This is a genomic window from Crenobacter oryzisoli, assembly GCF_030385785.1.
In the GTDB taxonomy this organism is placed as follows: domain Bacteria; phylum Pseudomonadota; class Gammaproteobacteria; order Burkholderiales; family Chromobacteriaceae; genus Crenobacter_A; species Crenobacter_A oryzisoli.
This window is the reverse complement of sequence record NZ_JAUEDK010000008.1, coordinates 28,750-51,880: the sequence shown is the minus strand read 5'-3', so window position 1 is coordinate 51,880 and position 23,131 is coordinate 28,750. Positions and strand designations below refer to the sequence as shown.

The following is a 23,131-nucleotide window of genomic DNA, read 5'->3' as shown; positions in this document are numbered from 1 at the left end:
GCAGTGGGTGCCGAGGCAAGGTCGGCACTGCTTAAGCGAATCAACGGCGCGCCAGTGAAACCCACCGGCTTTCAGGCGGATTTCAATAACTCTGCCAATCGTGACCTGTCGGAAATACAGATTTCCCGGCCACTGACCACCACGTCACACTGTTCAACAATCCGTTGCAGCACCCGCGAGAACGTCTCTGGCGTCAGGTTGAGCCGCGAAGCGATCAGCTGCTTGTTGACCGGCAATGTCACCGTGCCGGATGTGGTCTCGCCCAGTTGCTGTAGCAGATAGGTGACCACTCGGTCGCTGGCCGATTCGAGCGTATAGCTCTCGACGTCACGCAGCAGGCCGTGCAGTCGCATCGATAGCCCGGCGAGCATGCGCCGGGCGAAGCGCGGGTCGCGATCGAGCACGGCAAAGATGGCGTTGGCCGGCAAGAACAGCACCAGCGCATCCTCGACCGTCTGCGCACCGACCGGATAGCGCTCCCCACCGAGGAACATGATCGCCTCACCAAAGCTCTGGCCTGGCTGGATCAGCTCCACCACCTTCTCGGTGCCGTTCTTTGACGCCACCACGATGCTCACCCGCCCGTACACCAGCACGTGCATGCCCTCGCAGGGGTCGCCGCGTCGAAACAGCGGCGTGCCCTTGGCTACGCGCAGTTCGCGCGCGGCGGCGGCCAGCTCGACTCGCTCCTCGTCGGTACAATGGGCAAACAGCGGTATATGACGCAGGAAATCCAGCGCGGAAAGGTCCATGGCTTCGATCCGGAATTTCTTGATTTCGATCATTCCCGACAGGGCGACGCCGTCGGGATACTGGGGCATGTCCAATTATCGGGGCTTCGCCATGGAATACGCCACCCACCCATTCGCACTATTGCGCGCGCCACATCGCATCGCTTTCCTGGCTGGCCTCGTCGCGGCGCTGATGCTGATGGCCGGTTGGTCGGCCGAATTGATTGCCCGCCACACCGGTACCACGCTGACGCCGGCCATCCCCTCGCTGTTCGCCCATGGCTTCCTGATGCTGTACGGCATCTTCCCGCTCTTCATGTGCGGCTTCCTCTTCACCGCCGGGCCAAAGTGGCTCGATGCCGCCCCGCCACCACCCTGGGCCTATCTGGGCGTGCCTGTGGCGATGTTGGGCGGGCTGCTGGTCTGGACGGTTGGACTGTCTTTAGGTCCGCTCTGGTTACGGTGCGGGCTGGCCTTGTACAGCATCGGCTTCACCGGGCTGATCGCTAGCTTTGTCCGCTGCCTGCTGTCGAGCCAGGCGGCCGAACGCCGTCACGCATTCGTGGTCGCCGCCGCCTTCCTCTTGGGGCTGGCGGGGCTGGGCGCCGCCTGGATCTGGCTGCTCGACAACGACTATCGCGCGTGGACGCTGATGCGCGACCTGGCGCTGTGGGGTTTCCTGCTGCCGGTGTTCCTGACCATCTGCCACAGGATGTTGCCGTTCTTTTCGGCCAACGTCATCGCCGGTTACCGCCCCTGGCGGCCGTGGACACTGCTCTACGCGATGCTCGGCGGCTCGCTGGCGCACGGCATCGCCAGCCAGCTGCAAATCCCGCTCTGGCCCATCGATGCGGCACTTGCGCTGCTGCTGGGCTATACCAGCTGGCGCTGGCGGCTCGTTGCCAGCCTGAACGTGAAACTGCTGGCGATGCTGCACTTGGCCTTCGCTTGGTTACCCATTGCCTTTGCGCTCTATACGCTGCAGGGGCTGCTGGCAGGTCAAGGCATCGACACGTTCGGTTACGCCCCGCTGCACGCGATCACTGTCGGCTTCTTCTTGACCATGCTGATTGCCTTCGTCTCACGCGTGTCGCTTGGCCATTCAGGCCGGCCACTGGTGGTGTCGCCGCTGCTGTGGCGCCTCTACCTGACCACCCAAGTCCTGGCCGCATTGCGGGTGGCGACCGGCCTTATCCCTGCCGTCTGGCATCCGCCGCTCTATTTGCTGGTCGCCATCGGCTGGTTGCTCGTTTTGGCCGCTTGGGGCCGTGGCCTGTTATCGAGCTACTGGCGCCCGCGCGCCGATGGCCGCCCCGGTTAACCACTTCCCTATCAACGACAAGGACTCCCTATGACCATCCATAGCCTACTCAGTCAGCAGCACCGCGATTGCGACCTGCTGTTCGAACGTTGCCGGCTAGCGCTGCAAGACGGCAACTGGCCAGCTGCCGAGAGCGCTTTCGGTCAACTGCACCAGGACCTGATCACCCACATCGCGCTGGAAGAACAGCAGCTGTTCCCAGCCTTCGAACAGGCCACCGGCCAGACACAGGGCCCCACCGCAGTGATGCGCCGCGAGCACGAGGGGATGCAGAGCCGGCTCACTCGCATTCCGGAGCTGCTGCAACAACGCGACGCACCTGCTGCGCTCGCGTTGCTCGCCGATGTCACCGAGATGCTGGCTCAGCACAACCACAAGGAAGAGCGCATTCTCTATCCCTGGTGCGACCAGCTACTACCGGAGTTGGCCGCCCGACTCGACGCCGTCAGCCTCCCTCATTAGGGCTTTTTCCAAGCGAATCACCTATGCGCGGTATGTTGTCCTGCGGCTCCATCACGACGGCAGGAGCCCTGCACGTACCAGCGCATAGGCCACCTCCTGCCTCACGCCAAGTTGTACGGCTGTCCCTATGATCGAGCACTTAGCCAGTCCCCCTTCCGGCAGTACTAGCGCTTAGAAATCCTGTTTACTGGATGTAAAGATCCAGTATAGTGGAAATATGGATGTCGATACCCTTCTTGCCAAACGCGTCCGTGAGCTACGCAAGAGTCGCGGCTACGCGCTGGACAAACTCGCTGAATTGAGCGGAGTTAGCCGCTCAATGATTTCACTGATCGAACGTGAAGAGACCAGTCCGACGGCCGCTGTGCTCAACAAGCTGGCTGATGCGCTGGGCGTCACATTGGCCTCGTTGTTTTCGGATGAGTCCCGAAGCGTGCCGGAACAACAGCTCGCGCGCCTTTCGGAGCAACAGGTCTGGAAGGACCCCGCTTCCGGCTATGTGCGACGACATGTGTCACCGAGCGGATATGCATCGCCGATAGAACTGGTTGAGGTGACGTTCCCGCCGGGCCAGAGCGTCGCCTTCGAGAACGCGTTGCGCAATGTGGTGACGTACCAGCAGGTATGGATGCTCGAAGGTGAAATGGAAATCACCGCGGGGGAACAGACATGGCACCTCCAATCGGGGGATTGCCTTGCCATGGAGCTTGGTCAGCACATCGTCTTTCGCAACCCCACGCGCAACCAGGCGCGCTATGCAGTGGCGCTGACAACCCCTTCATTTATCTCAAGGAGACCGTGATGAGCGAACACACTATCGTGCATTGCACCTTCGAGCGGCATGCGGACGCGATCTTGGAGATCTTCAACGACGCAATCGTGAATTCAACAGCGCTATACGACTACCAGCCTCGGGCGCCGCAGAGCATGGTGGGATGGTTCGATGCCAAGCGAGCCGGCGGCTTTCCGGTCATCGGTGTCGAGGACAGCGATGGAGTGCTGCTGGCGTTCGGAAGCTATGGCACGTTTCGGGCATGGCCCGCTTACAAGTACACCGTGGAACACTCTGTGTATGTGCACAAGGACCATCGCGGCCACGGACTCGGTCGGACGGTGATGCGGGAGCTGATCGCGGCAGCCCGACAGAACGACGTGCACGCGATGATGGGCGGCATCGATGCGACGAACGCCGGGAGCATCGCCCTGCATGAGCAACTTGGCTTCAAGCATGTCGGTACGCTGCCTGAGGTCGGCTTCAAATTTGGCCGTTGGCTTGATTTGGCTTTCTACCAGCTGCTGTTGGATACGCCTGCCCATCCGGTCGATGGCTAATCCGGCGAGCGCCGAGGCCGTGAACGCGGGCTTGCTCTGACCCGCTCACGTGACAGGATGAGGCGCAGCTCCGTCATGAATCCCCCCAATGAACTCGTATCTCACCATTGCCCTCCTGGCCGCAGCCGGTGTGGCGCTCGTCGTGCAGAACCTCTTAATGGTGCGTATCACAGAGAGCGTATCGACGGTGGTCATTACCCTGCTGATCAATTCCAGCATGGGCTTGGTGCTGCTCCTCACCGTGCTGTTGCTGCGCAACGGCCTCAGCGGCGTCACCGAAGCAGTCGGCGCACTCCGTCCTTGGAGCATCTTGCCGGGGGTACTGGGATCATTCTTCGTCTTTGCCGGGATCATTGGCTACCAGAAGGTCGGCGCCGCCGCGACCATTGCCGTCCTCGTGGCAAGCCAGCTCATCGCGGGACTGCTCGTCGATGCCTGCAAAGCAGATGCGGCCTATGCACGGACCAGCGCCCTTTCTTTTCTTGGGGCCGGACTGCTCGTCGTGGGTGCTTTCCTCATCGCACGTGGGCGTGTGTAAGGTCACAACGGCTTCCCCTTCGAGATGGAGTAAGGCGTTGTTGCAATGGTCTGTCTCGTTCTCCGCAGACACTAACTTAAGGTGGCGGACTGTCCCGGCTCCAGTAGACATTCCTGCCCTATGATTTGAGCAGAGGAGGGGGCCGAGAGCACACAGCGTTTTACGCCCGAATTCAAACAAGAGGCCGTCAAGCAAGTCACTGGGCGCGGCTATTCCGTCTCCGAAAGCCGGTCCGGACCAGAGGTATGCTTAGGACCGTGGGCGCTCCCATCACTCTCTTGCAGGCGACATCACAGTCCTCCAAGTGACCGCTCCTCGTCCTAAATGGACCGCCACCCCTTCTACCCTGAGCGTCCCCTCAAGACCACTTAACTGGGCAGTTTCCTGTCCCGGCGCCGAACGTTGGCTTTCTAATTCGAGAAATGCTCACTTGCGACCCTGAGCCGACATTCATGCTTTTGGAAAGTAGACGTTCGAACGTTTGAGCTCAGAGCCGGTTCACGATCTCGTGAGCAGCAGAGACAAAGATGGACGAACTGCAAGTTGATAGTGAATTTGCGCTCGCGGCGGCCTGCTTGTCCGCGTCGAGAATCACGAACGGTGCCGCTCGGGCTGGTGGCTGACGGTCAGGTCGCTGATGTGGTTTCCGTCACGCCCATGTGTGCCGTGGACACCTGGGGCGGCAAAACCTGCGCCGAGCTTGCCAAAGCCTGAGATGACGAATATCTGGGCCATCAGAATGCGGGAAACGATGGCGATCAGTCTGTCCTGAGTGGGCTTCGTGTCGATTCGGTAGCCAGCAGGGCGTTCGGCTGTGAAGCCATTATTGGTACAGATTTATCGATAAAAAAGCGCAAAAAAAGCCAGTAAACAATCTGCTGATAATTGAATGTTTTCAGGAGGCCGTTTGCGGGGGTGAACAAACAAAACGGGCTACCCATGGGGCAGCCCGTCGCGGTCGAGTCGGCGGTGCGTCGAGCCGCTTAGTGGTTGCGGTAGTTGTCGGGGTTGGCGGCGATCGCTTTGGCGGCGTAATCGTTGGCGGCCTGGCGCTCGGCATCGGTTTTTTGCAGTTGAACTTGCGTTTGCAGTTGGCGGCCGTTCAGCGCCTGGATGCGTTCTTCGCCGTGGTCGGCGTAGGCCAAGCCGGTGGCGAGGGTCAGCAGGGAAGCAGCGATCAGGGTTGCGGTTTTCATCATGATCTCCTTCGGTCAGTTTGCGGTTTGCCGCAGCGCGTAGGTTGGCCGAATGGGGTCGGTCTTTATGTATCGCACTACGATGGAGTGGACTGTACACCTGGAAAATGTGATAGAAAAAGCGTAAATTTCCGGTCAAATTAATCTGATTTTTCGATATGAACGAACTCTTTCCCCGCTCGTCACTCGAGCAGTGGCGGGTGTTGATGGCCATCGTCGAGCACGGCGGCTATGCGCAGGCGGCCGAGGCGATGCATCGCAGCCAGTCGTCGGTCAGCTATGCGGTGGCTCGGCTGCAGGAGTCGCTCGGCGTGACGCTGCTTGAACCCGAGGGACGGCGCATGAAGCTGACGGCGGTGGGCGAGGCGCTGCTGCGCGACGCGCGGCCGCTGATCGACGCGGCACTACGGCTGGAAGGGCGGGCGCGGGCGCTCGACCAGGGCTGGGAGCCGGAGGTCACACTGGCGGTCGACGCATTGTTTCCTACCCGACTGCTGCTGAAAACATTGAGCGAATTCGCCGGTACCTGCACGCAGACCCGGGTGCAGGTGCACGAGGTGGTGAGGTCCGGCGCCGATGAGGCGCTGTATGGAGGCAAGGTCGAGCTGGCGGTGGTGCGGCGGGTGCCGCAGGGCTTCATCGGCGACTGGCTGATGGACGTGGAACTGGTGGCGGTGGCCGCGGCGGAACATCCGTTGTTTCAGTTGAGCCGGGAGCTGAACCTGTCCGATCTGGTGATGCACAATCAGGTCCTGCTGCGCGACTCCGGAGAGCGCCATCCGCGCGACGATGGCTGGCTTGGCGCCGAGCGGCGCTGGACGTTCGGCAACCCCCAGACCATGCTCGAAGTGGTGGAGGCGGGGCTGGGCTTCGCCTGGCTGCCGATCGAGTGGGTTGCGGTGGGCTTGGCCGAAGGGCGGTTGCAGAAACTACCGCTCAAATGCGGGCAGTCGCGGAAGGAGGCTCTATCTCTGGTGTATGCCGACTCGGAACATACGGGGCCGGCGGTGAAGGCGCTGGCGAACTGCCTGCGCTCGGTAGTGGCAGCGGAGTAAATCCTATTCCGACATATGCATGGGCCGTTGGCAGGGCGAGTTCTCAGAACCTGTTCACGATCTGCTGCACTCGGGTGATCCTGTGTTGAAATGACGCTCAACATGCCTATTCAGCGGATTGCATCACGCCTATGCAGGCCTCATTCGTCCGATAACGCGACGGAGTTCGCACTGGTTAGAATTTTGCGGAAGATGCCGACCAATGGCCGGAGATTGACCTTATGCCAGGCGACCCAAAGGGGCGTTCGATAGCAGAACCACGGGAGTTCGCGTAGCACGACGCCTTCCGGCACCTGGTGTCGCAGGCTCTGCTGAATCATCGTCACGCCGAGTCCGGCAGCGACAAGTCCCAATGCGGCAAGCGGCTCGGTCGCCTCCACGGTAATTTCCGGAGCAAAGCCCGCCTTCGCGCATGCGGCAACGAAGGTGCCATGACGCAACGCGCTTTCCTTCTGCGCCACGTCGATCCAATGCTGTGCCGCAAGGTCGTCGGCCGTGACATCCCGCTGCCCGGCAAGCGGGTGGCCTTCGGGCACGGCAAGCAGCATCGGGTCGTTCAACACCAGCGCCGAATCCAGATCCGTGTCGTTGGCGGCTCGCTGACCAGCGCCACGTCGAGGCTGCGTTCGCGCAAGCCTTCCAGCTGCGCCGCGGAATGATAGCTGTACAACGCAATGTGCACGGCAGAGCGCTCCCCCCCCCCCGCAGGGCCTTCAGTGCACGAGGCAATACGCCTGAGTGCATCGCGGTTTCCAGATAGCCGATACATAGCCCCCTTCATCGCCCTTGCCCAGCCGCCGCGCCAGCGATTCCAGCCGGCTGGCGTGCCTCAGGAAGGCGCGTGCCTCGCTCAGGAAGGTACGCCCGTCCCGCGTCAGTCGAATGCGTTGCTGGGTGTGCTCGAACAGGGCCAACTCCAGTCAGGGCATCTACGAAGATGGCCTGAGCGAGCTTGCCAAGCGGTTTTCGTCTGCCGCAGCGTAACGACGTTGCGTGGAGCCTGATCCGGTATCTGTGCCGCACATTGGAAGTCCTCTCAAGGGGTAACGCCCCACTCATGCATTGAGCCTACCGGCTTTCACTCGGAGTTTGTTAATGTGTGTTACAGCATCTACCCCTGCATGATCAGCGTGACTTGGGCGGCATCGAGTTCATGCTCATGATTGCAAAGGGCCAGGTTGCAGTGCCTCGTTGGGAGCAAACCATCCGCAGCAGAGCAATGCTAGTTGCTAGCGGCATAAGCCAGTGGTGTCTTCGGGGTTCTCGCGTCTTTACTGCCTTACGCGACAGAACCGTTCCTGATTATGGCTAGAGCGAGGTGGGGCCAGGCCTTCCCTCCCGAACACGGCTGTGAAACGCTCCGCACCGATGATGGTGTAGCTGAAAGTAGGTCACCGTCAGCCCCACACACAACTAGCCCCAGCTTTCCGAGCTGGGGCTTTGTGCATTGCGACCTTCCGTCAGGTAGGCGGCTCAGCTCAGCCGCATCTGCGGGGTGAGCTGGAGCGGGTCCACCTTCAATTCGATCAGCGCCGGGCGACCAGCCTGGGTGGCGCGCACAAATGCTGCCGGGAAGTCCTCGCTACGTTCCACCGCCTCGGCATGGGCGCCGCAGGCTTGCGCCAGCGCGACGAAGTCGGGGTTCATGAGTTCGGTGGCGAAGACTCGCGCAGGGTATTCGCGTTCCTGATGCATGCGGATGGTGCCGTACATGCCGTTGTTGACGACGATGACCACCACCGCCGCATTGAATTGCAATGCGGTGGCGAGTTCCTGTGGGTACATCATGAAGCAGCCGTCGCCGGCGAAGCAGATGACTTGGCGTTCGGGGTGCTGAAGCTTGGCGGCGATCGCAGCCGGTAGGCCATAGCCCATCGCACCGTTGGTCGGTGCGAGTTCGGTGGCGGGCTGGCGGTAGCGGTAGAAACGGTGCACCCAGACTGCGTAGTTGCCGGCGCCGTTGCTGACGATGGCGTCCTTCGGCAAGGCTTCCCGCAGGTAGGTCATTACCTTGCCCAAATCGACACCGGACAGTTCGGGCAGCGTCTCCGGCGGTGTGCTGAAGGCGAGATACTCGGCGTGAGCATCGCGCGTCCACTCATGCCATGCTGTGCTCTCGACGGGTTCCAGTGCGGCAAGCGCTTTGGCGAAGGCCTGCACGCCGGCGTTGATCGGTAAACACGCGTGGTAAACGCGCCCGAGTTCTTCGGGATCGGCGTGGACATGGATCAGTGTCTGTTGCGGCAAAGGGCACTCAAGCAGGCTGTAGCCGTTGCTGGTGATCTCGCCCAGGCGGGTGCCAACGGCCAGGATCAGATCGGCCTCGCGTACCCGTTGGGCCAGGTGCGGTGACAAACCGAAGCCGAGATGGCCGGCGTAGTGTGGGTCCGTGTTGTCGAACAGGTCCTGGCGGCGGAAGGCAGTGGCCACCGGCAGCGCGTTGGTCGTCGCAAAGCAGCGCAGCGCCTGACTGGCGTCGGCGTTCCAGCCGCTGCCACCGACGATCAGCAACGGGCGCTGGGCCATGGCTAAAAGCCTGCGCAGTTCGATCAGATCGGCCGGATTGGGCGATGCCTGCACCGGCCTTGCTTGCACGGCTGCTCCGACCACGGCCTGGTTGAACAGGAGGTCGTCCGGCAAGGCCACCACCACCGGGCCAGGCCGGCCGGACATGGCCACGTGGAAGGCGCGTGCCACTACCTCGGGGATACGATCGGCACTGTCGATCTGCGTCACCCACTTGGCCAGACCACCGAACATCTTGAGGTAATCCACTTCCTGGAAGGCTTCACGACCAAGAAAAGAGCGCTCGACCTGGCCGATGAATAGGATCATTGGGGTCGAGTCCTGCATCGCGGTGTGCACGCCGTTGCTGGCGTGGGTCGCGCCCGGCCCGCGCGTGACGAAGCAGATACCTGGACGGCCGGTCAACTTGCCGTAGGCGTCGGCCATGTACGATGCCGCCCCTTCGTGGCGGGTTACGACGGTGCGCACACCTGATTCATCACGCAGCGCGTCAAGTACCGGCAGATAGCTCTCACCGGGTACGCAATACACGGCCTCAACGCCGTTCTTGACCAGTGAATCGACCAGAATCCGTCCACCGTTACGCGGCACCTTGGTGTCTTGCATGGCAACTCTCTCCAATCTTCAAAAGAAGCGCGATCCTGGTGCGGCGTTGTGTGGCCGGGGTCAGCCTGCGCCCGCCGGGGGGATGTCGTGATCGCGTGAACCCGAAGCCCAGTCTCGGCCTTCCTTTCTGGTCCCTCAAGCGATGCATTCTGCTGACCTCATTCCGGAAACTCATCAGCATGGCATGGGAAGACCACGTTTCTCGACTCCAACGGCAAAAGCGCCGGTGGGTGCTTTTCCAGTCGCCGTCATCTGGCGGCAGGTCATGCCAGGGCGCACCGGTGCGCAAAATCCAGAACACGGCGTTGAGGAGGCGGCGGTTGTCGAGCGCGACACCTCCCCAGCAGCCTTGTCGGCGGAGGAGGTGTGGTTCCACGCCGTGTCGGAGAGGTCATGTCGGTGATGGGTCATGATTGTGAGCGTGGCAAGGTCGTTCATGCTTGCATGTGTAACGTGGGCTGCCTCAACGGTACGACTCGTGACGACACTGCCTAGCTAAAAAGAAAAAAGCCCCGACACTTTGTCGGGGCTTCTTGATTCAAGCGACTGTTTGAATTTTCATTTAGATGCTCAAATTAGTCACCAACACTGCAAACCTACAAACATTTTGGATTTTGTCGGAGCTTACTCCGGACGCATCTGCGGGAACAGGATGACGTCGCGGATCGACGGGGCATCGGTCAGCAGCATCACCAGGCGGTCGATGCCGATGCCGCAACCGCCGGTCGGCGGCAGGCCGTATTCCATCGCGCGGATGTAGTCGGCGTCGTAGTGCATCGCCTCGTCGTCACCGGCATCCTTCTGTGCCACCTGGGCTTGGAAGCGGGCGGCCTGGTCTTCCGGGTCGTTCAACTCGGAGTAGCCGTTGGCGTGTTCGCGGCCGACGATGAACAGTTCGAAGCGCTCGGTGATACCGGGCTTGCTGTCAGAGCCACGCGCCAGCGGCGACACTTCCACCGGGTAGTCAACGATGAAGGTCGGGTTCCACAGCTTGGTTTCGGCGCACTCTTCGAACAGCGACAGCTGCAGGCCGCCGATGGCGTCGCTCGCAACCGGCTTGCCGCCCAGACGCACGATTTCTTCCTTCAGCCAGGCGGCGTCGTTCAGCTGTGCGTCGCTGTACTGTGGGTTGTGTTTCTTGATCGCATCGACGATGGTCAGGCGCTCGAACGGCTTGCCCAGATCGACTTCCTTACCGTTGTAGCTGACGGTGGTGCTGCCCTGGGCCTCGATCGCGCAGGCGCGGATGATCTGCTCGGTCAACTCCATCATCCGTTCGTAGTCGGCATACGCCTCGTAGAACTCGATCATTGTGAACTCGGGGTTGTGGCGGGTGCTCATCCCCTCGTTGCGGAAGTTGCGGTTGATCTCGAACACGCGCTCCAGACCGCCGACCACCAGGCGCTTCAGGTACAGCTCCGGTGCGACACGCAGGTACAGCGGCATGTCGAGCGCGTTGTGGTGGGTGACGAACGGCTTGGCGGTAGCACCACCCGGAATCGGGTGCATCATCGGCGTTTCGACTTCGAGGTAGTGCTCGCCGACCATCACGTCGCGGATCTTCTGCACGATCTTGGAACGCTTCACGAAGGTGGCGCGGCTGTCGTCGTTCATGATCAGGTCGACGTAGCGCTGGCGGTATTTCTGTTCCTGGTCGGCCAGGCCGTGGAACTTGTCAGGCAGCGGACGCAGCGACTTCGACAACAGGCGCAGTTCGGTGACGTTCACCGACAGTTCGCCCTTGTTGGTGCGGAACAGCGTGCCCTTGGCGCCGAGGATGTCGCCCAGGTCCCAGTGCTTGAATGCGGCGTGCGCTTCGGCACCGATGCCCTGGTCGTTGATGTACAGCTGGATGCGGCCGCTGGCGTCCTGCAGCGTGGCGAAGCTGGCCTTGCCCATCACACGTTTGAGCATCATCCGGCCGGCCACGACGACTTCGCGCTGTTCGGCTTCCAGCGTTTCTTTGTCCTTCTCACCGTGCAAGCGGGCCAGGTCGCCGGCCATGTCCTTGCGGCGGAAGTCGTTAGGGTAGGCCACGCCGGCTTCGCGCAGGGCGCTCAGCTTGGCACGGCGCTCGGCCATGATCTGGTTTTCATCCAGATGCTGTGATGCGGTTTCGTGCTCAGACATATTCAACTCCAATAGCTACTGATAAGCCCGCTGCCGCAGGGGCGGCAGCGGGCAGTCGATTCGGCCAATGTATTAAACGCCTTGCTTGAGGCTGGCTTCGATGAAGCCGTCGAGATCGCCGTCCATCACCGACTTGATGTTGCCGACCTCATAGCTGGTGCGCAGGTCCTTGATACGCGACTGGTCGAACACGTACGAGCGGATCTGGTGGCCCCAGCCCACGTCGGTCTTGGTGTCTTCCAGTGCCTGCTTGGCTTCGCTGCGCTTCTTCATTTCGAGCTCGAACAGCTTGGCGCGCAGCATGTTCATTGCTTCGTCGCGGTTGCGGTGCTGCGAACGGTCGTTCTGACACTGCACCACGATGCCGGTCGGGTTGTGGGTGATCCGCACCGCCGAGTCGGTCTTGTTGATGTGCTGGCCGCCGGCGCCCGACGCACGGTAGGTGTCGACGCGCAGGTCGGCCGGGTTGATGTCGATCTCGAATGAGTCGTCCACTTCCGGGTAGACGAACACCGACGCGAACGAGGTGTGGCGACGCGCGTTCGAGTCGTACGGCGACACGCGTACCAGGCGGTGCACACCGGTTTCGGTGCGCAGCAGGCCGAACGCGTATTCGCCTTCAATCTTGATAGTGGCGCTGGAGATGCCGGCCACTTCGCCGTCGGACTCTTCCAGCACGTCGACCTTGAACCCTTTGCGCTCGGCATAGCGCACGTACATGCGCAACAGCATACCGGCCCAGTCCTGCGCCTCGGTGCCACCGGCGCCGGCCTGGATGTCCAGGAAGCAGTGGTTCGGGTCCATCGGGTGGTTGAACATGCGGCGGAACTCGAGCTGGGCGAGCTTGGCCTCGATCTCTTCGAGGTCGGCCTGTACGGCGTGGATGGTGTCGTCGTCTTCCTCGGCGATCGCCATTTCCAGCAGGTCCTTGCCGTCGGCAAGGCCGGCGCCGATGCTGTCGAGCACCAGTACCACGTCCTCGAGCTGCTTGCGCTCGCGGCCCAGTTCCTGCGCCTTTTTCGGCTCGTTCCAGACGTCCGGGTCTTCGGTCAGGCGGGAGACTTCTTCAAGACGGTCTTTTTTGCCGTCGTAGTCAAAGATACCCCCGAATGTCGGCGCCACGCGACGCCAGGTCCGCCAGTTTGGCCTCGATCTGGTTGAGGATTTCGGCTTCGATCATGGTGCACACTCCAAAACGTAAGTAATTGATTATTGCGGGCAAGGCCGGTTCGATGAAACACAAAAAGCGCACCTTGCGGTGCGCTTTTGCCGGGAAGGCTGCGGGGATTAGCCGAGCAGGTGAGCGACGCCAGCGCGCTCTTCTTCCAGTTCGGCCAGCGTGAAGTTCATCCGCTCGCGGCTGAACTCGTCGATTTCCAAGCCTTGCACAATCTGATATTTGCCATTTTCGCACACCACCGGGTAGCCGTACACCACGCCTTCCGGGATGCCGTAGCTGCCGTCCGACGGGATGCCCATGGTCACCCACTTGCCATTGGTGCCCAGTACCCAGTCGCGGATGTGGTCGATGGCGGCGTTGGCAGCCGAGGCAGCCGAGGACAGGCCGCGCGCTTCGATGATGGCGGCGCCGCGCTTGCCGACGGTCGGCAGGAACTCGTCGCGGTTCCAGGCTTCGTCGTTGATCAGGGTCTTCAGCGATTCGCCGTTTACGGTGGCGAAGCGGTAGTCGGCGTACATGGTCGGCGAGTGGTTGCCCCAGACCAGCATGTGCTCGATGTCGGAGACTTGCTTGCCCGACTTGGCGGCCAGTTGCGACAGGGCGCGGTTGTGGTCAAGACGCAACATGGCGGTGAAGTTTTTCGGATCCAGGTCCGGAGCGCTCTTCATCGCAATGTAGGCGTTGGTGTTGGCCGGGTTGCCTACCACCAGCACCTTCACGTTGCGGTCGGCCACTTCGTTCAGCGCCTTGCCCTGCACGGTGAAGATCTCGGCGTTGGCGGTCAGCAGATCCTTACGCTCCATGCCTTTGCTGCGCGGACGGGCGCCGACCAGAAGGGCGACCTGAACATCCTTGAAAGCCACCTTCGGGTCGTCGGACGCGATCATGCCCGCCAGCAGCGGGAAGGCACAATCTTCCAGTTCCATCATCACGCCTTTAACGGCGTTTTGCGCCTGCGGCAGGTCCAGCAGTTGCAGGATCACCGGCTGGTCTTTGCCGAGCATTTCGCCGCTGGCGATACGGAACAGCAGGCTGTAGCCGATCTGGCCGGCAGCACCGGTAACGGCAACGCGTACGGGGGCTTTCATCAGGTACTCTCCTTCAGTCTTTGGGTGTATTTCTTGGGATGAGCAGGGTCTTGCTTAGAGTGTATTGCTCTGCAATAAAAGCGCTTCGAGTGTATCACGCTGAGTGGGGCTGCACAGTGCTTCTGTCGACAGACGTGCATCAGAAGGGCTGATGACCCCCATAAAAATTATGTCTTATATAAGACTCGTCTTTACGCTTGATTTATTTGATGATAAAAAGAGCGCCATGACGAGCAATAAACTTCGACGCCAGCCGCTCTACGAGCAAATCAAGTCGCTGCTGATGCGACGTATCGCCGAGGGTGAGTGGCAGGCCAACGAAGTGCTGCCGAGCGAGTGGGAGCTCGCCGGTGAACTCGCGGTCAGCCAGGGAACGGTGCGTAAGGCACTGACCGAACTGGTCGGCGAGGGACTGCTGTACAGACAACAGGGGCGGGGCACGTTTGTGTCCGATATCGCCAGCGACTGGGGAGACTGTTCGCTGGTCACGCCAGGGCTGCCGGACGAGCGTCCGGACGTTATCGCGTGCGAATTGTTGGGGTGTTCGCGGATGAATGCCGCCGAGGAGATCGCGCAGCGCTTCGGCATCCGCCGTGCGGCGCCGTTGCTGCGGGTACGCCAGGTGTGGCGGCTGCGCGGCCAGACGGTGGCGCTCGATGATGCGCTATTGCCGGCCGAGCGCTTCGAGGGACTCGATGCGCGCTGGGTGCGCGAGTGCGGCGGTGTCTACGCTGCCTTGCAGCGGCGTTTCGGAGTGCGGCCTCGGCTGCAGACCGAGCAGATGCGCGCAGTGACGCTGTCGCGCGAAGAGGCGCAGCTCTTGAACACCTCGATTGATGTTCCCGTGCTATCGGTGTTGCGGCTCTCTTCCTCGATCGAGGGGGAGCCGATCGAGTGGCGTCAGCGCTACTGCCTGACCGAACAACTCGCCTATACCGTCTGTCGTGCCTGACCTTGGGGTCGGGAGCAGTTTGGCTGTCATGAAGGAAGAATTCCCGCGCCGCGACGATTCCGTCGTCGCGGCTGGTTTTGCGAAGTACCCAGGTGGGTGCGACGCGAGCGGCCTTGGTACGAAAGGCCTGGGTACTACCAACTTGGTTTAATTCTCCAAGGAAGCCATATGCAAATGCAGAAGCAACGACCGAAGCACTTAGACCTGGCCAAGATCAGGTTGCCCGTGCCGGGCATCGTCTCGATCCTTCACCGGATCAGCGGTGTCGCGATGTTCTTTTCCCTCCCCCTGCTGATCTACCTGCTTCACGGGTCGCTCAGTTCCGCCGAAACCTTCGATGCCTACCGTGCAGTGATCGCGAACCCGCTGATCAAGCTGATCCTGATCGGCTTGCTCTGGGCGTATCTGCATCACTTCTGTGCCGGGCTCCGTTTCCTGTTCCTTGACATGCACAAGGGTCTCGAACTGCAAACCGCGCGCGCCACGGCAAAGATCGTGCTGGCCGTAAGCCTCGCGCTGACCGTCATTCTGGGGGTAGCTCTATGGTAAATCGCGTCGTTGTCGGGGCGCACTACGGCCTGCGTGACTGGATCGCGCAGCGCGCCACCGCTGTCATCATGGCGATCTACACCATCGCCCTCGTGCTGTTCCTCCTGGCCATGCCGTCCTCCTACGAGAACTGGCAGGGCTTCTTCCATCAGACCTGGGTGCAGGTGCTGACCCAGACCACGCTGCTGGCGGTGCTGATTCACGCCTGGGTGGGTATCCGCGACCTGTGGATGGACTATGTGAAGCCGGTGAGCGTTCGCCTGGTACTGCACGTGTTCACCATCCTGTGGCTGGTGTCCTGTTTCGTCTACTCCGTTAAAGTGGTTTGGGGGCTGTAATGACCGTACCTGTTCGTCGTTTTGATGCTGTCATCGTTGGTGGCGGTGGTGCCGGTCTGCGTGCTGCCCTGCAACTGTCCGAGGCGGGCCTGAATACCGCTGTTTTGTCCAAAGTGTTCCCGACCCGTTCGCACACCGTCGCGGCGCAAGGCGGCATTTCCGCTTCGCTGGGCAACGTGCAGGAGGACCGTTGGGACTGGCACATGTACGACACCGTGAAGGGGTCGGACTGGCTGGGTGACCAGGACGCCATCGAATTCATGTGCCGCAAGGCGCCTGAAGCCGTGATCGAGCTTGAGCACTTCGGCATGCCGTTTGACCGTCTGGAAAACGGCAAGATCTACCAGCGTCCGTTCGGCGGCCACATGGCCGACTTCGGCAAGACCCCGGTGCAGCGTGCCTGCGCGGTGGCTGACCGTACCGGCCACGCGATGCTGCACACCCTGTACCAGCGCAACGTGCGCGCCAACACCCAGTTCTTCGTCGAGTGGATGGCTCTGGACCTGATCCGCAACGAAGACGGCGACGTGATCGGTGTGACCGCGCTGGAAATGGAAACCGGCGACGTGTTCATCCTGCACGCCAAGGCGGTGCTGTTCGCCACCGGCGGTGCCGGCCGCATCTTCGCCGCGTCGACCAACGCCTTCATCAACACCGGTGACGGCCTGGGCATGGTGGCCCGTGCTGGCCTGCCGCTGGAAGACATGGAATTCTGGCAGTTCCACCCGACCGGCGTGGCCGGTGCCGGCGTGCTGATCACCGAAGGTGTGCGCGGCGAGGGCGGTATCCTGCTGAACTGCAACGGCGAGCGCTTCATGGAGCGTTACGCGCCGACCGCCAAGGACCTGGCGTCCCGCGACGTGGTATCGCGCGCGATGGCGGTGGAAATCTTCGAAGGTCGTGGTTGCGGTAAGAACAAGGACCACGTGCTGCTGAAACTGGACCACCTGGGTCCGGACAAGATCAACGACAAGCTGCCGGGCATCCGCGAGATCGCGATCAAGTTCGCCGGCGTCGACCCGATCAAGGATCCGATCCCGGTGGTGCCGACCTGCCACTACATGATGGGCGGCATTCCGACCAACTACAAAGGCGAAGTCATCGCACCGAAGGGTGACGACGTTGAAGCCAAGGTAGAAGGCTTCTACGCGGCGGGCGAATGCGCTTGCGCCTCGGTGCACGGTGCCAACCGTCTCGGCACCAACTCGCTGCTCGACCTGGTGGTGTTCGGCAAGTCGGCCGGCGACAGCATGATCGAGTTCATCAAGCAGAACCCGGAACTGAAGCCGCTGCCGGCCAATGCCGCCGACTTCTCGATGGCCCGCCTGGCGCGTCTCGAGAACCAAGTGGATGGCGAATCGGTCGATGACGTGCGTCGCGAAATCCAGCAGGTGGTGCAGCGCCACGCCGGCGTATTCCGCACCCAGGACGTGCTGGCCGAGGGCGTGACCCAGATCCTGGAAGTGGCCAAGAAGGTCGGCCGCACCACGATCAAGGACAAGAGCAAGGTCTGGAACACTGCGCGCATCGAAGCGCTGGAACTCGACAACCTGATCGAAGTGGCCAAGGCGACCCTGGTGTCGGCCGAGGCGCGTAAGGAATCGCGCGGCGCGCACGCTCGCGACGACTACCCGGACCGTCACGACGACGAGTGGATGAAGCACACCCTGTTCTACAGCGAGGCCAACCGCCTGACCTACAAGCCGGTACACAACCAGCCGCTGTCCGTCGACTACATCAAGCCGCAGAAGCGCGTGTACTAAGGAGCCGCAGCGATCATGGAAAAAGTCCGCTTTTCGATCTACCGCTACAACCCGGACGTCGATGCCAAGCCGTACATGCAGGACTACGAGCTCGAGATCGAGCCGACCGACGTCAAACTGCTCGACGCACTGGTCAAGCTGAAGTCCAAGGATGACGGCATCTCGTTCCGCCGCTCCTGCCGCGAAGGCATCTGCGGTTCGGACGCGATGAACATCAACGGCAAGAACGGTCTGGCCTGCATCACCGACATCCGCAGCCTGAAGCAGCCGATCATGCTGCGCCCGCTGCCGGGCCTGCCGGTGATCCGCGACCTGATCGTGGACATGACCCAGTTCTTCAAGCAGTACCACTCGATCAAGCCGTACGTGGTCAACGACGAGGCGCCGCCGGAGAAGGAACGCCTGCAGTCGCCGGAAGACCGCAAGGAACTGGACGGCCTGTACGAGTGCATCCTGTGCGCCTGCTGTTCGACGTCCTGCCCGTCGTTCTGGTGGAACCCGGACAAGTTCGTCGGCCCGGCCGGCCTGTTGGCGGCCTATCGCTTCATCGCCGACACCCGCGACACGATCACCAGCGAGCGTCTCGATAACCTGGAAGATCCGTACCGCCTGTTCCGTTGCCACACCATCATGAACTGCGTGGACGTGTGCCCGAAACACCTGAATCCGACCCGCGCGATCGGCAAGATCAAAGAAATCATGGTCAAGCGCGCGGTATGAGCGACATCGACGCGATCGAACTCAAGCGGATCCGCTGGCGCTCGCGCCGCGGTCTGCTTGAACTGGATCTGGTGTTGACTCGGTTCCTGGCTCAGGAATTCGATGGACTCTCGCAGCACGAGCTGGCCGTCTATCGGCGGCTGCTCGATCTGCCGGACAACGATTTCCTCGATCTGGTCAACGGCAAGGCCGACATCGACGATGCCGAGCTGATGACGATGATCGAGCGACTTCGGGCACTGTAGAAACGTGCGCAGGGGCTAACGCCGCACACCCAATTACAACACCATTACATACTGATGGGAGCATTGCTGTGGAAACTAATCGCAAAGTCACACTCAGCTATCAGGACGGACAGGAAAGCATCGATCTGCCGATTCTCGGGGGCAACCTCGGTCCTGATGTAGTCGACATCCGTTCTTTCTCCAAGACCGGCATGTTCACCTTCGACCCGGGCTTCCTGGCCACCGCCAGCTGCGAGTCGAAGATCACCTTCATCGACGGCGACGCCGGTCAGCTGTACTACCGCGGCTACCCGATCGAGCAGCTCGCCGAGAAGAGCGACTACCTGGAAACCTGCTACCTGCTGATGTACGGCGAACTGCCGAACACCGAGCAGCGCAAAGAATTCGAAACCACGATCACGCGCCACACCATGGTGCATGATCAGATCACCCGTTTCTTCAACGGCTTCCGCCGTGATGCGCACCCGATGGCGATGATGGTCGGCGTGGTTGGCGCCCTGTCGGCGTTCTACCAGGACAGCCTCGACATCGCCAATCCGGAGCACCGCAAGGTGGCGATGTACCGTCTGATCTCGAAGATCCCGACCATCGCCGCCATGTGCTTCCGCTACTCGATCGGCGCGCCGTTCATGTATCCGAAGAACAATCTGTCGTACAGCGCCAACTTCATGCACATGATGTTCGCGACCCCGTGCGAAGACTACGAGCCGAACCCGATCCTGGTGCGCGCCCTCGACCGCATCCTGATCCTGCACGCTGATCACGAGCAGAACGCCTCGACCTCGACCGTGCGTCTGGCCGGTTCGTCGGGTGCCAACCCGTTCGCATGTATCGCCGCCGGCATCGCCTGCCTGTGGGGCCCGGCTCACGGTGGTGCCAACGAGGCCGTGCTGAAGATGCTCGACGAGATCGGCGACGAGTCGAACATCGAAGAGTTTATCCAGGGTGTGAAGGACAAGCGCTACCGCCTGATGGGCTTCGGCCACCGCGTGTACAAGAACCTGGACCCGCGCGCCTCCATCATGCGCGAGACCTGCTACGAAGTGCTGAAGGAACTGGGCCTCGAGAACGATCCGAAGCTCAAGCTGGCGATGCGTCTGGAAAAGATCGCGCTGGAAGACCAGTACTTCGTCGAGCGCAAGCTGTACCCGAACGTCGACTTCTACTCGGGCATCGTGCTCAAGGCACTGGGCATCCCGGTATCGATGTTCACCGTGATCTTCGCGCTCGCCCGTACCGTGGGCTGGATCAGCCACTGGAACGAAATGATCTCCGATCCGCAACAGAAGATCGGCCGTCCGCGTCAGCTGTACACCGGCGAACAACGCCGCGACTACGTGGGGATGGACCAGCGCTGATCTAGCGCCAGACAGGTTGGCCGAAAGCGGTTTCGGCCAACCTTTTTCGCTTTCGCGTGCACACATGCCAACCCGACGCCTGGAGCGTCCCGCGCCAAGGGTCTAGCCGCCCGGCGCCAGTACAACAGCCGTGCCACGCCCAAGTCGTTCAGCAATGCAGCAGAGACAGTACAGAAACAAAAGGGTCGAAACGATGATGCAAAACAAGGTCAGCCATTCCTACCTGTTCGGTGGGAATGCTCCGTTCATTGAGGAGCTGTACGAACAGTTCCTGACCGATCCGACGTCGGTCGAGGGTGAATGGCGTGACTACTTCGAAAAGCTGGCCCAGGCACCGGGCGCCGCTGAGCGCGACGTGCCACACCAGCCGATTCAGGAGTCGTTCATCCAGCTGGTGAAAAAGCCGATCAACGGCCAGCGTGTCAGCACCGCCACCGACTGGGAATCGATGCAGAAGCAGGTGTCCGTGCTCAAGCTGATCGCCTCCTGGCGCGTGCTCGGCTCCCGCCAGGCCAACCTCGATCCGCTCAAGCGCATGGATCAGACCATCGTCGCCGAGCTCGACCCGGCGCAGAACGGCCTGACCGACGCCGACATGGCGGTGCAGTTCAATGTGGGTTCGCTGGTCGGCCCGCAGAAGCTGCCGTTGTCCGAGATTCTGGCGCGCCTGAAGCAGACCTACGGTGGCAACATCGGCCTCGAATACATGCACATCACCAGCAGCGACGAAAAGCGCTGGGTGCAGCAGCGCTTTGAGGGAGACCTGTCCACCCCGCGCTACAACGCCGAGACCAAGCGCCGCATCCTCAAGCAGATCACCGCCGCCGAGACGCTGGAACGCTATCTGCATACCAAATACGTCGGCCAGAAGCGCTTCTCGCTGGAAGGTGGCGAGTCGGCGATCGCCGCACTCGACACGCTGATCCAGGAGTCGAGCGGCCAGGGCGTGCAGGAACTGATCATCGGCATGGCCCACCGCGGCCGTCTGAACGTGCTGGTGAACACGCTGGGCAAGCTGCCGCGTGACCTGTTTGCCGAATTCGAAGGCAAGCCGACCGTCGAGCTGCCGTCGGGCGACGTGAAGTACCACATGGGCTTCTCGTCCGACATCCCGACCGCCAACGGTCCGGTTCACGTGTCGCTGGCGTTCAACCCGTCCCACCTCGAGATCGTTAACCCGGTGGTGGAAGGCTCGGTCCGCGCCCGCCAAGAGCGCCGCAAGGACGCCGAGCGCAAGACCGTCGTGCCGGTGCTGATCCACGGTGACTCGGCCTTCGCCGGTCTGGGTGTCAACCAGGGCACCTTCAACCTGTCGCAGACCCGTGGCTACGGCACGGGCGGCACCATCCACCTGGTGATCAACAACCAGGTCGGCTTCACCACCTCGGACAACCGCGACATGCGCTCGACGCTGTACTGTACCGACGTGGCGAAGATGGTCGAAGCTCCGATCTTCCACGTCAACGGCGACGATCCGGAAGCGGTGTGCTATGTGATGCAGGCAGCACTCGACTACCGCATGACCTTCAAGAAGGACGTGGTCATCGATCTGGTCTGCTATCGCAAACTCGGCCACAACGAGGGCGACGATCCGTTCCTCACCCAGCCGATGATGTACAAGAAGATCGCCAAGCACGCCGGCGTGCGCGCGATGTACGCCGAGCGCCTGGTGGCCGAGAACATCCTGACTGCCGAAGAGGCCGACGGGCTGATCCGCGCTTACCGCGACGCGCTGGACAAGGGCGAGCACGTCGAGCAGACCGTGCTGACCAACTACCGCCGCGAGTTTGCGGTGGACTGGACCCCGTTCCTGGGCACCCACTGGGCGCATCCGGTCGACACCACGCTGCCGCTGGCCGACATCCAGCGCCTGACCGAGAAGTTCACCGCTGTGCCGGAAGGCTTCAAGCCGCACCCGACCGTGCAGAAGGTGCTGACCGCCCGCCAGGCGATGGCTGCCGGCGAGCAGAACGTCGACTGGGGCATGGCCGAGACGCTGGCCTACGCGTCCCTGGTGACCAACGGCTACGGCGTGCGCATCTCCGGTGAAGACTCCGGCCGCGGCACCTTCAGCCACCGTCACGCCGTGCTGCACGACCAGAACCGCGAGCGCTGGGACCAGGGTTCCTACGTGCCGCTGCGCAATATGGCCGACAACCAGGGCGACTTCCTGGTGATCGACTCGATCCTGAACGAAGAAGCGGTGCTGGCCTACGAATACGGCTACGCCTGCTCGGCCCCGGATCAGCTGGTGATCTGGGAAGCCCAGTTCGGCGACTTCGCCAACGGCGCGCAGGTGGCGATCGACCAATTCATCACCTCCGGCGAAACCAAGTGGGGCCGCCTGAACGGCATGACCGTCCTGATGCCGCACGGCTACGACGGCCAGGGTCCGGAGCACTCGTCCGCCCGTCTGGAGCGCTGGTTGCAGCTGTGCGCCGAGCACAACATCCAGGTGATCATGCCGTCGCAGGCCTCGCAGATGTTCCACGTGCTGCGCCGCCAGCTGGTGCGCCCGTACCGCAAGCCGCTGATCGTATTCATGTCCAAGCGCCTGCTGCGCTACAAGGACTCGATGAGCCCGATCGAGGACTTCACCAACGGCGGTTTCCGCCCGGTGATTGGCGACACCACCGTGGCCGATCCGAAGAAGGTGAAGCGCGTCGTGCTGTGCGCCGGCCAGGTCTACTACGACCTCGCCAACGCCCGCAAGGAGCGCAGCATGGACGAAGAGATCGCGATCGTGCGTATCGAACAGCTCTACCCGTTCCCGACCGAGCAGGTGGCCGCTGAACTGGCCCGCTACAGCAACCTCAAGGAAGTGATGTGGGTTCAGGAAGAGCCGAAGAACCAAGGCGCCTGGTACCAGATCCGTCACCGCCTGGAAGGCCTGCTGTCGGCCAAGCAGACGCTGGCGTTCGCTGGTCGTCCGTCGTCGGCTTCGCCGGCCGTCGGCTACATGAGCAAGCACGTTGCTCAGCTGAAGGCCTTCCTCGAAGAAGCCATGACCTTTACCAAATAACACACGCCTACCAAGACCC

The 23,131-nt window shown here is 61.8% G+C and carries 22 protein-coding genes and 1 pseudogene; 14 read left to right on the top strand and 9 right to left on the bottom strand.

Annotation, left to right across the window (positions count from 1 at the left end):
- Nucleotides 1–71: 71 nt before the first annotated feature.
- A complete protein-coding gene (locus QU481_RS06500; RefSeq protein WP_289829117.1) occupies nucleotides 72–821 on the bottom strand; it encodes a Crp/Fnr family transcriptional regulator in 750 nt (249 codons plus the stop codon).
- Here QU481_RS06500 and QU481_RS06495 point away from each other — a divergent pair.
- The 5 genes from QU481_RS06495 to QU481_RS06475 all read left to right on the top strand — a co-directional run bounded on the left by QU481_RS06495 (nucleotide 820) and on the right by QU481_RS06475 (nucleotide 4,384).
- A complete protein-coding gene (locus tag QU481_RS06495; RefSeq protein ID WP_289829116.1) occupies nucleotides 820–2,052 on the top strand; it encodes an NnrS family protein in 1,233 nt (410 codons plus the stop codon). The two genes, QU481_RS06500 and QU481_RS06495, sit on opposite strands and share 2 nt — an antisense overlap.
- Nucleotides 2,053–2,082: 30 nt before the next feature.
- Nucleotides 2,083–2,514: a hemerythrin domain-containing protein gene (locus QU481_RS06490; RefSeq protein WP_289829115.1), complete on the top strand. Its 432-nt coding sequence runs from the start codon at nucleotides 2,083–2,085 to the stop codon at nucleotides 2,512–2,514.
- 217 nt (nucleotides 2,515–2,731) lie between these two features.
- The gene (locus tag QU481_RS06485; protein WP_289829114.1) at nucleotides 2,732–3,316 is read left to right on the top strand and encodes a helix-turn-helix domain-containing protein; all 585 of its coding nucleotides are present in this window, start codon (nucleotides 2,732–2,734) and stop codon (nucleotides 3,314–3,316) included.
- The gene (locus QU481_RS06480) at nucleotides 3,316–3,846 is read left to right on the top strand and encodes a GNAT family N-acetyltransferase (RefSeq protein WP_289829113.1); all 531 of its coding nucleotides are present in this window, start codon (nucleotides 3,316–3,318) and stop codon (nucleotides 3,844–3,846) included. The genes QU481_RS06485 and QU481_RS06480 overlap by 1 nt, the downstream gene beginning before the upstream one ends.
- 88 nt (nucleotides 3,847–3,934) lie before the next feature.
- Complete coding sequence (locus tag QU481_RS06475) at nucleotides 3,935–4,384, top strand: DMT family transporter (protein WP_289829112.1); 450 nt, start codon at nucleotides 3,935–3,937, stop codon at nucleotides 4,382–4,384.
- 983 nt (nucleotides 4,385–5,367) lie between these two features.
- Here the strand turns inward: QU481_RS06475 and QU481_RS06470 are convergent.
- Nucleotides 5,368–5,580, bottom strand: a complete 213-nt coding sequence (locus tag QU481_RS06470) for a hypothetical protein (protein ID WP_289829111.1) — start codon at nucleotides 5,578–5,580, stop codon at nucleotides 5,368–5,370.
- A gap of 158 nt (nucleotides 5,581–5,738) precedes the next feature.
- Between QU481_RS06470 and QU481_RS06465 the strand changes: the two genes are divergently transcribed.
- On the top strand, nucleotides 5,739–6,635 hold the full coding sequence (locus tag QU481_RS06465; RefSeq protein ID WP_289829110.1) for a LysR family transcriptional regulator: 897 nt from the start codon (nucleotides 5,739–5,741) through the stop codon (nucleotides 6,633–6,635).
- Between the two features lie 140 nt (nucleotides 6,636–6,775).
- On the opposite strand, the gene QU481_RS06460 is transcribed toward QU481_RS06465, so the two are convergent.
- The 7 genes and pseudogenes from QU481_RS06460 to QU481_RS06430 form a co-directional block, all read right to left on the bottom strand.
- Nucleotides 6,776–7,198 (bottom strand): LysR family substrate-binding domain-containing protein, encoded by a 423-nt coding sequence (locus QU481_RS06460; protein ID WP_289829109.1) that lies wholly within the window; start codon nucleotides 7,196–7,198, stop codon nucleotides 6,776–6,778.
- Nucleotides 7,192–7,317, bottom strand: a complete 126-nt coding sequence (locus QU481_RS06455) for a hypothetical protein (protein WP_289829108.1) — start codon at nucleotides 7,315–7,317, stop codon at nucleotides 7,192–7,194. The genes QU481_RS06460 and QU481_RS06455 overlap by 7 nt, the downstream gene beginning before the upstream one ends.
- A 791-nt stretch (nucleotides 7,318–8,108) precedes the next feature.
- Nucleotides 8,109–9,767, bottom strand: coding sequence for a thiamine pyrophosphate-binding protein (locus QU481_RS06450; RefSeq protein WP_289829107.1), 1,659 nt, complete (start codon nucleotides 9,765–9,767; stop codon nucleotides 8,109–8,111).
- 208 nt (nucleotides 9,768–9,975) lie between these two features.
- Nucleotides 9,976–10,178, bottom strand: a pseudogene (locus QU481_RS06445) (transposase); the annotation flags it as partial.
- A gap of 213 nt (nucleotides 10,179–10,391) precedes the next feature.
- Nucleotides 10,392–11,897: a lysine--tRNA ligase gene (lysS, locus tag QU481_RS06440; protein WP_289829106.1), complete on the bottom strand. Its 1,506-nt coding sequence runs from the start codon at nucleotides 11,895–11,897 to the stop codon at nucleotides 10,392–10,394.
- 72 nt (nucleotides 11,898–11,969) lie between these two features.
- Complete coding sequence (gene prfB / locus QU481_RS06435; RefSeq protein WP_435381919.1) at nucleotides 11,970–13,019, bottom strand: peptide chain release factor 2; 1,050 nt, start codon at nucleotides 13,017–13,019, stop codon at nucleotides 11,970–11,972.
- Between the two features lie 165 nt (nucleotides 13,020–13,184).
- On the bottom strand, nucleotides 13,185–14,165 hold the full coding sequence (locus QU481_RS06430) for a malate dehydrogenase (RefSeq protein WP_289829104.1): 981 nt from the start codon (nucleotides 14,163–14,165) through the stop codon (nucleotides 13,185–13,187).
- A 226-nt stretch (nucleotides 14,166–14,391) separates the two neighbouring features.
- Here QU481_RS06430 and QU481_RS06425 point away from each other — a divergent pair, with 226 nt between their 5' ends.
- The 8 genes from QU481_RS06425 to QU481_RS06390 all read left to right on the top strand — a co-directional run bounded on the left by QU481_RS06425 (nucleotide 14,392) and on the right by QU481_RS06390 (nucleotide 23,112).
- Nucleotides 14,392–15,117, top strand: a complete 726-nt coding sequence (locus QU481_RS06425; protein ID WP_289829103.1) for a GntR family transcriptional regulator — start codon at nucleotides 14,392–14,394, stop codon at nucleotides 15,115–15,117.
- A 174-nt stretch (nucleotides 15,118–15,291) separates the two neighbouring features.
- Nucleotides 15,292–15,666, top strand: a complete 375-nt coding sequence (gene sdhC, locus QU481_RS06420) for a succinate dehydrogenase, cytochrome b556 subunit (RefSeq protein WP_289829102.1) — start codon at nucleotides 15,292–15,294, stop codon at nucleotides 15,664–15,666.
- Nucleotides 15,660–16,004 (top strand): succinate dehydrogenase, hydrophobic membrane anchor protein, encoded by a 345-nt coding sequence (gene sdhD / locus QU481_RS06415; RefSeq protein ID WP_289829101.1) that lies wholly within the window; start codon nucleotides 15,660–15,662, stop codon nucleotides 16,002–16,004. The genes sdhC and sdhD overlap by 7 nt, the downstream gene beginning before the upstream one ends.
- Complete coding sequence (gene sdhA, locus QU481_RS06410) at nucleotides 16,004–17,767, top strand: succinate dehydrogenase flavoprotein subunit (RefSeq protein ID WP_289829100.1); 1,764 nt, start codon at nucleotides 16,004–16,006, stop codon at nucleotides 17,765–17,767. The genes sdhD and sdhA overlap by 1 nt, the downstream gene beginning before the upstream one ends.
- Nucleotides 17,768–17,782: 15 nt before the next feature.
- Nucleotides 17,783–18,487, top strand: a complete 705-nt coding sequence (locus QU481_RS06405) for a succinate dehydrogenase iron-sulfur subunit (RefSeq protein ID WP_289829099.1) — start codon at nucleotides 17,783–17,785, stop codon at nucleotides 18,485–18,487.
- Entirely contained in the window at nucleotides 18,484–18,732 is a 249-nt protein-coding gene (locus QU481_RS06400) for an FAD assembly factor SdhE (protein WP_289829098.1), read from the top strand. The genes QU481_RS06405 and QU481_RS06400 overlap by 4 nt, the downstream gene beginning before the upstream one ends.
- A 68-nt stretch (nucleotides 18,733–18,800) precedes the next feature.
- Complete coding sequence (gene gltA, locus QU481_RS06395; RefSeq protein WP_289829097.1) at nucleotides 18,801–20,090, top strand: citrate synthase; 1,290 nt, start codon at nucleotides 18,801–18,803, stop codon at nucleotides 20,088–20,090.
- Nucleotides 20,091–20,283: 193 nt separating this feature from the next.
- The gene (locus QU481_RS06390) at nucleotides 20,284–23,112 is read left to right on the top strand and encodes a 2-oxoglutarate dehydrogenase E1 component (protein WP_289829096.1); all 2,829 of its coding nucleotides are present in this window, start codon (nucleotides 20,284–20,286) and stop codon (nucleotides 23,110–23,112) included.
- Nucleotides 23,113–23,131: the final 19 nt, after the last annotated feature.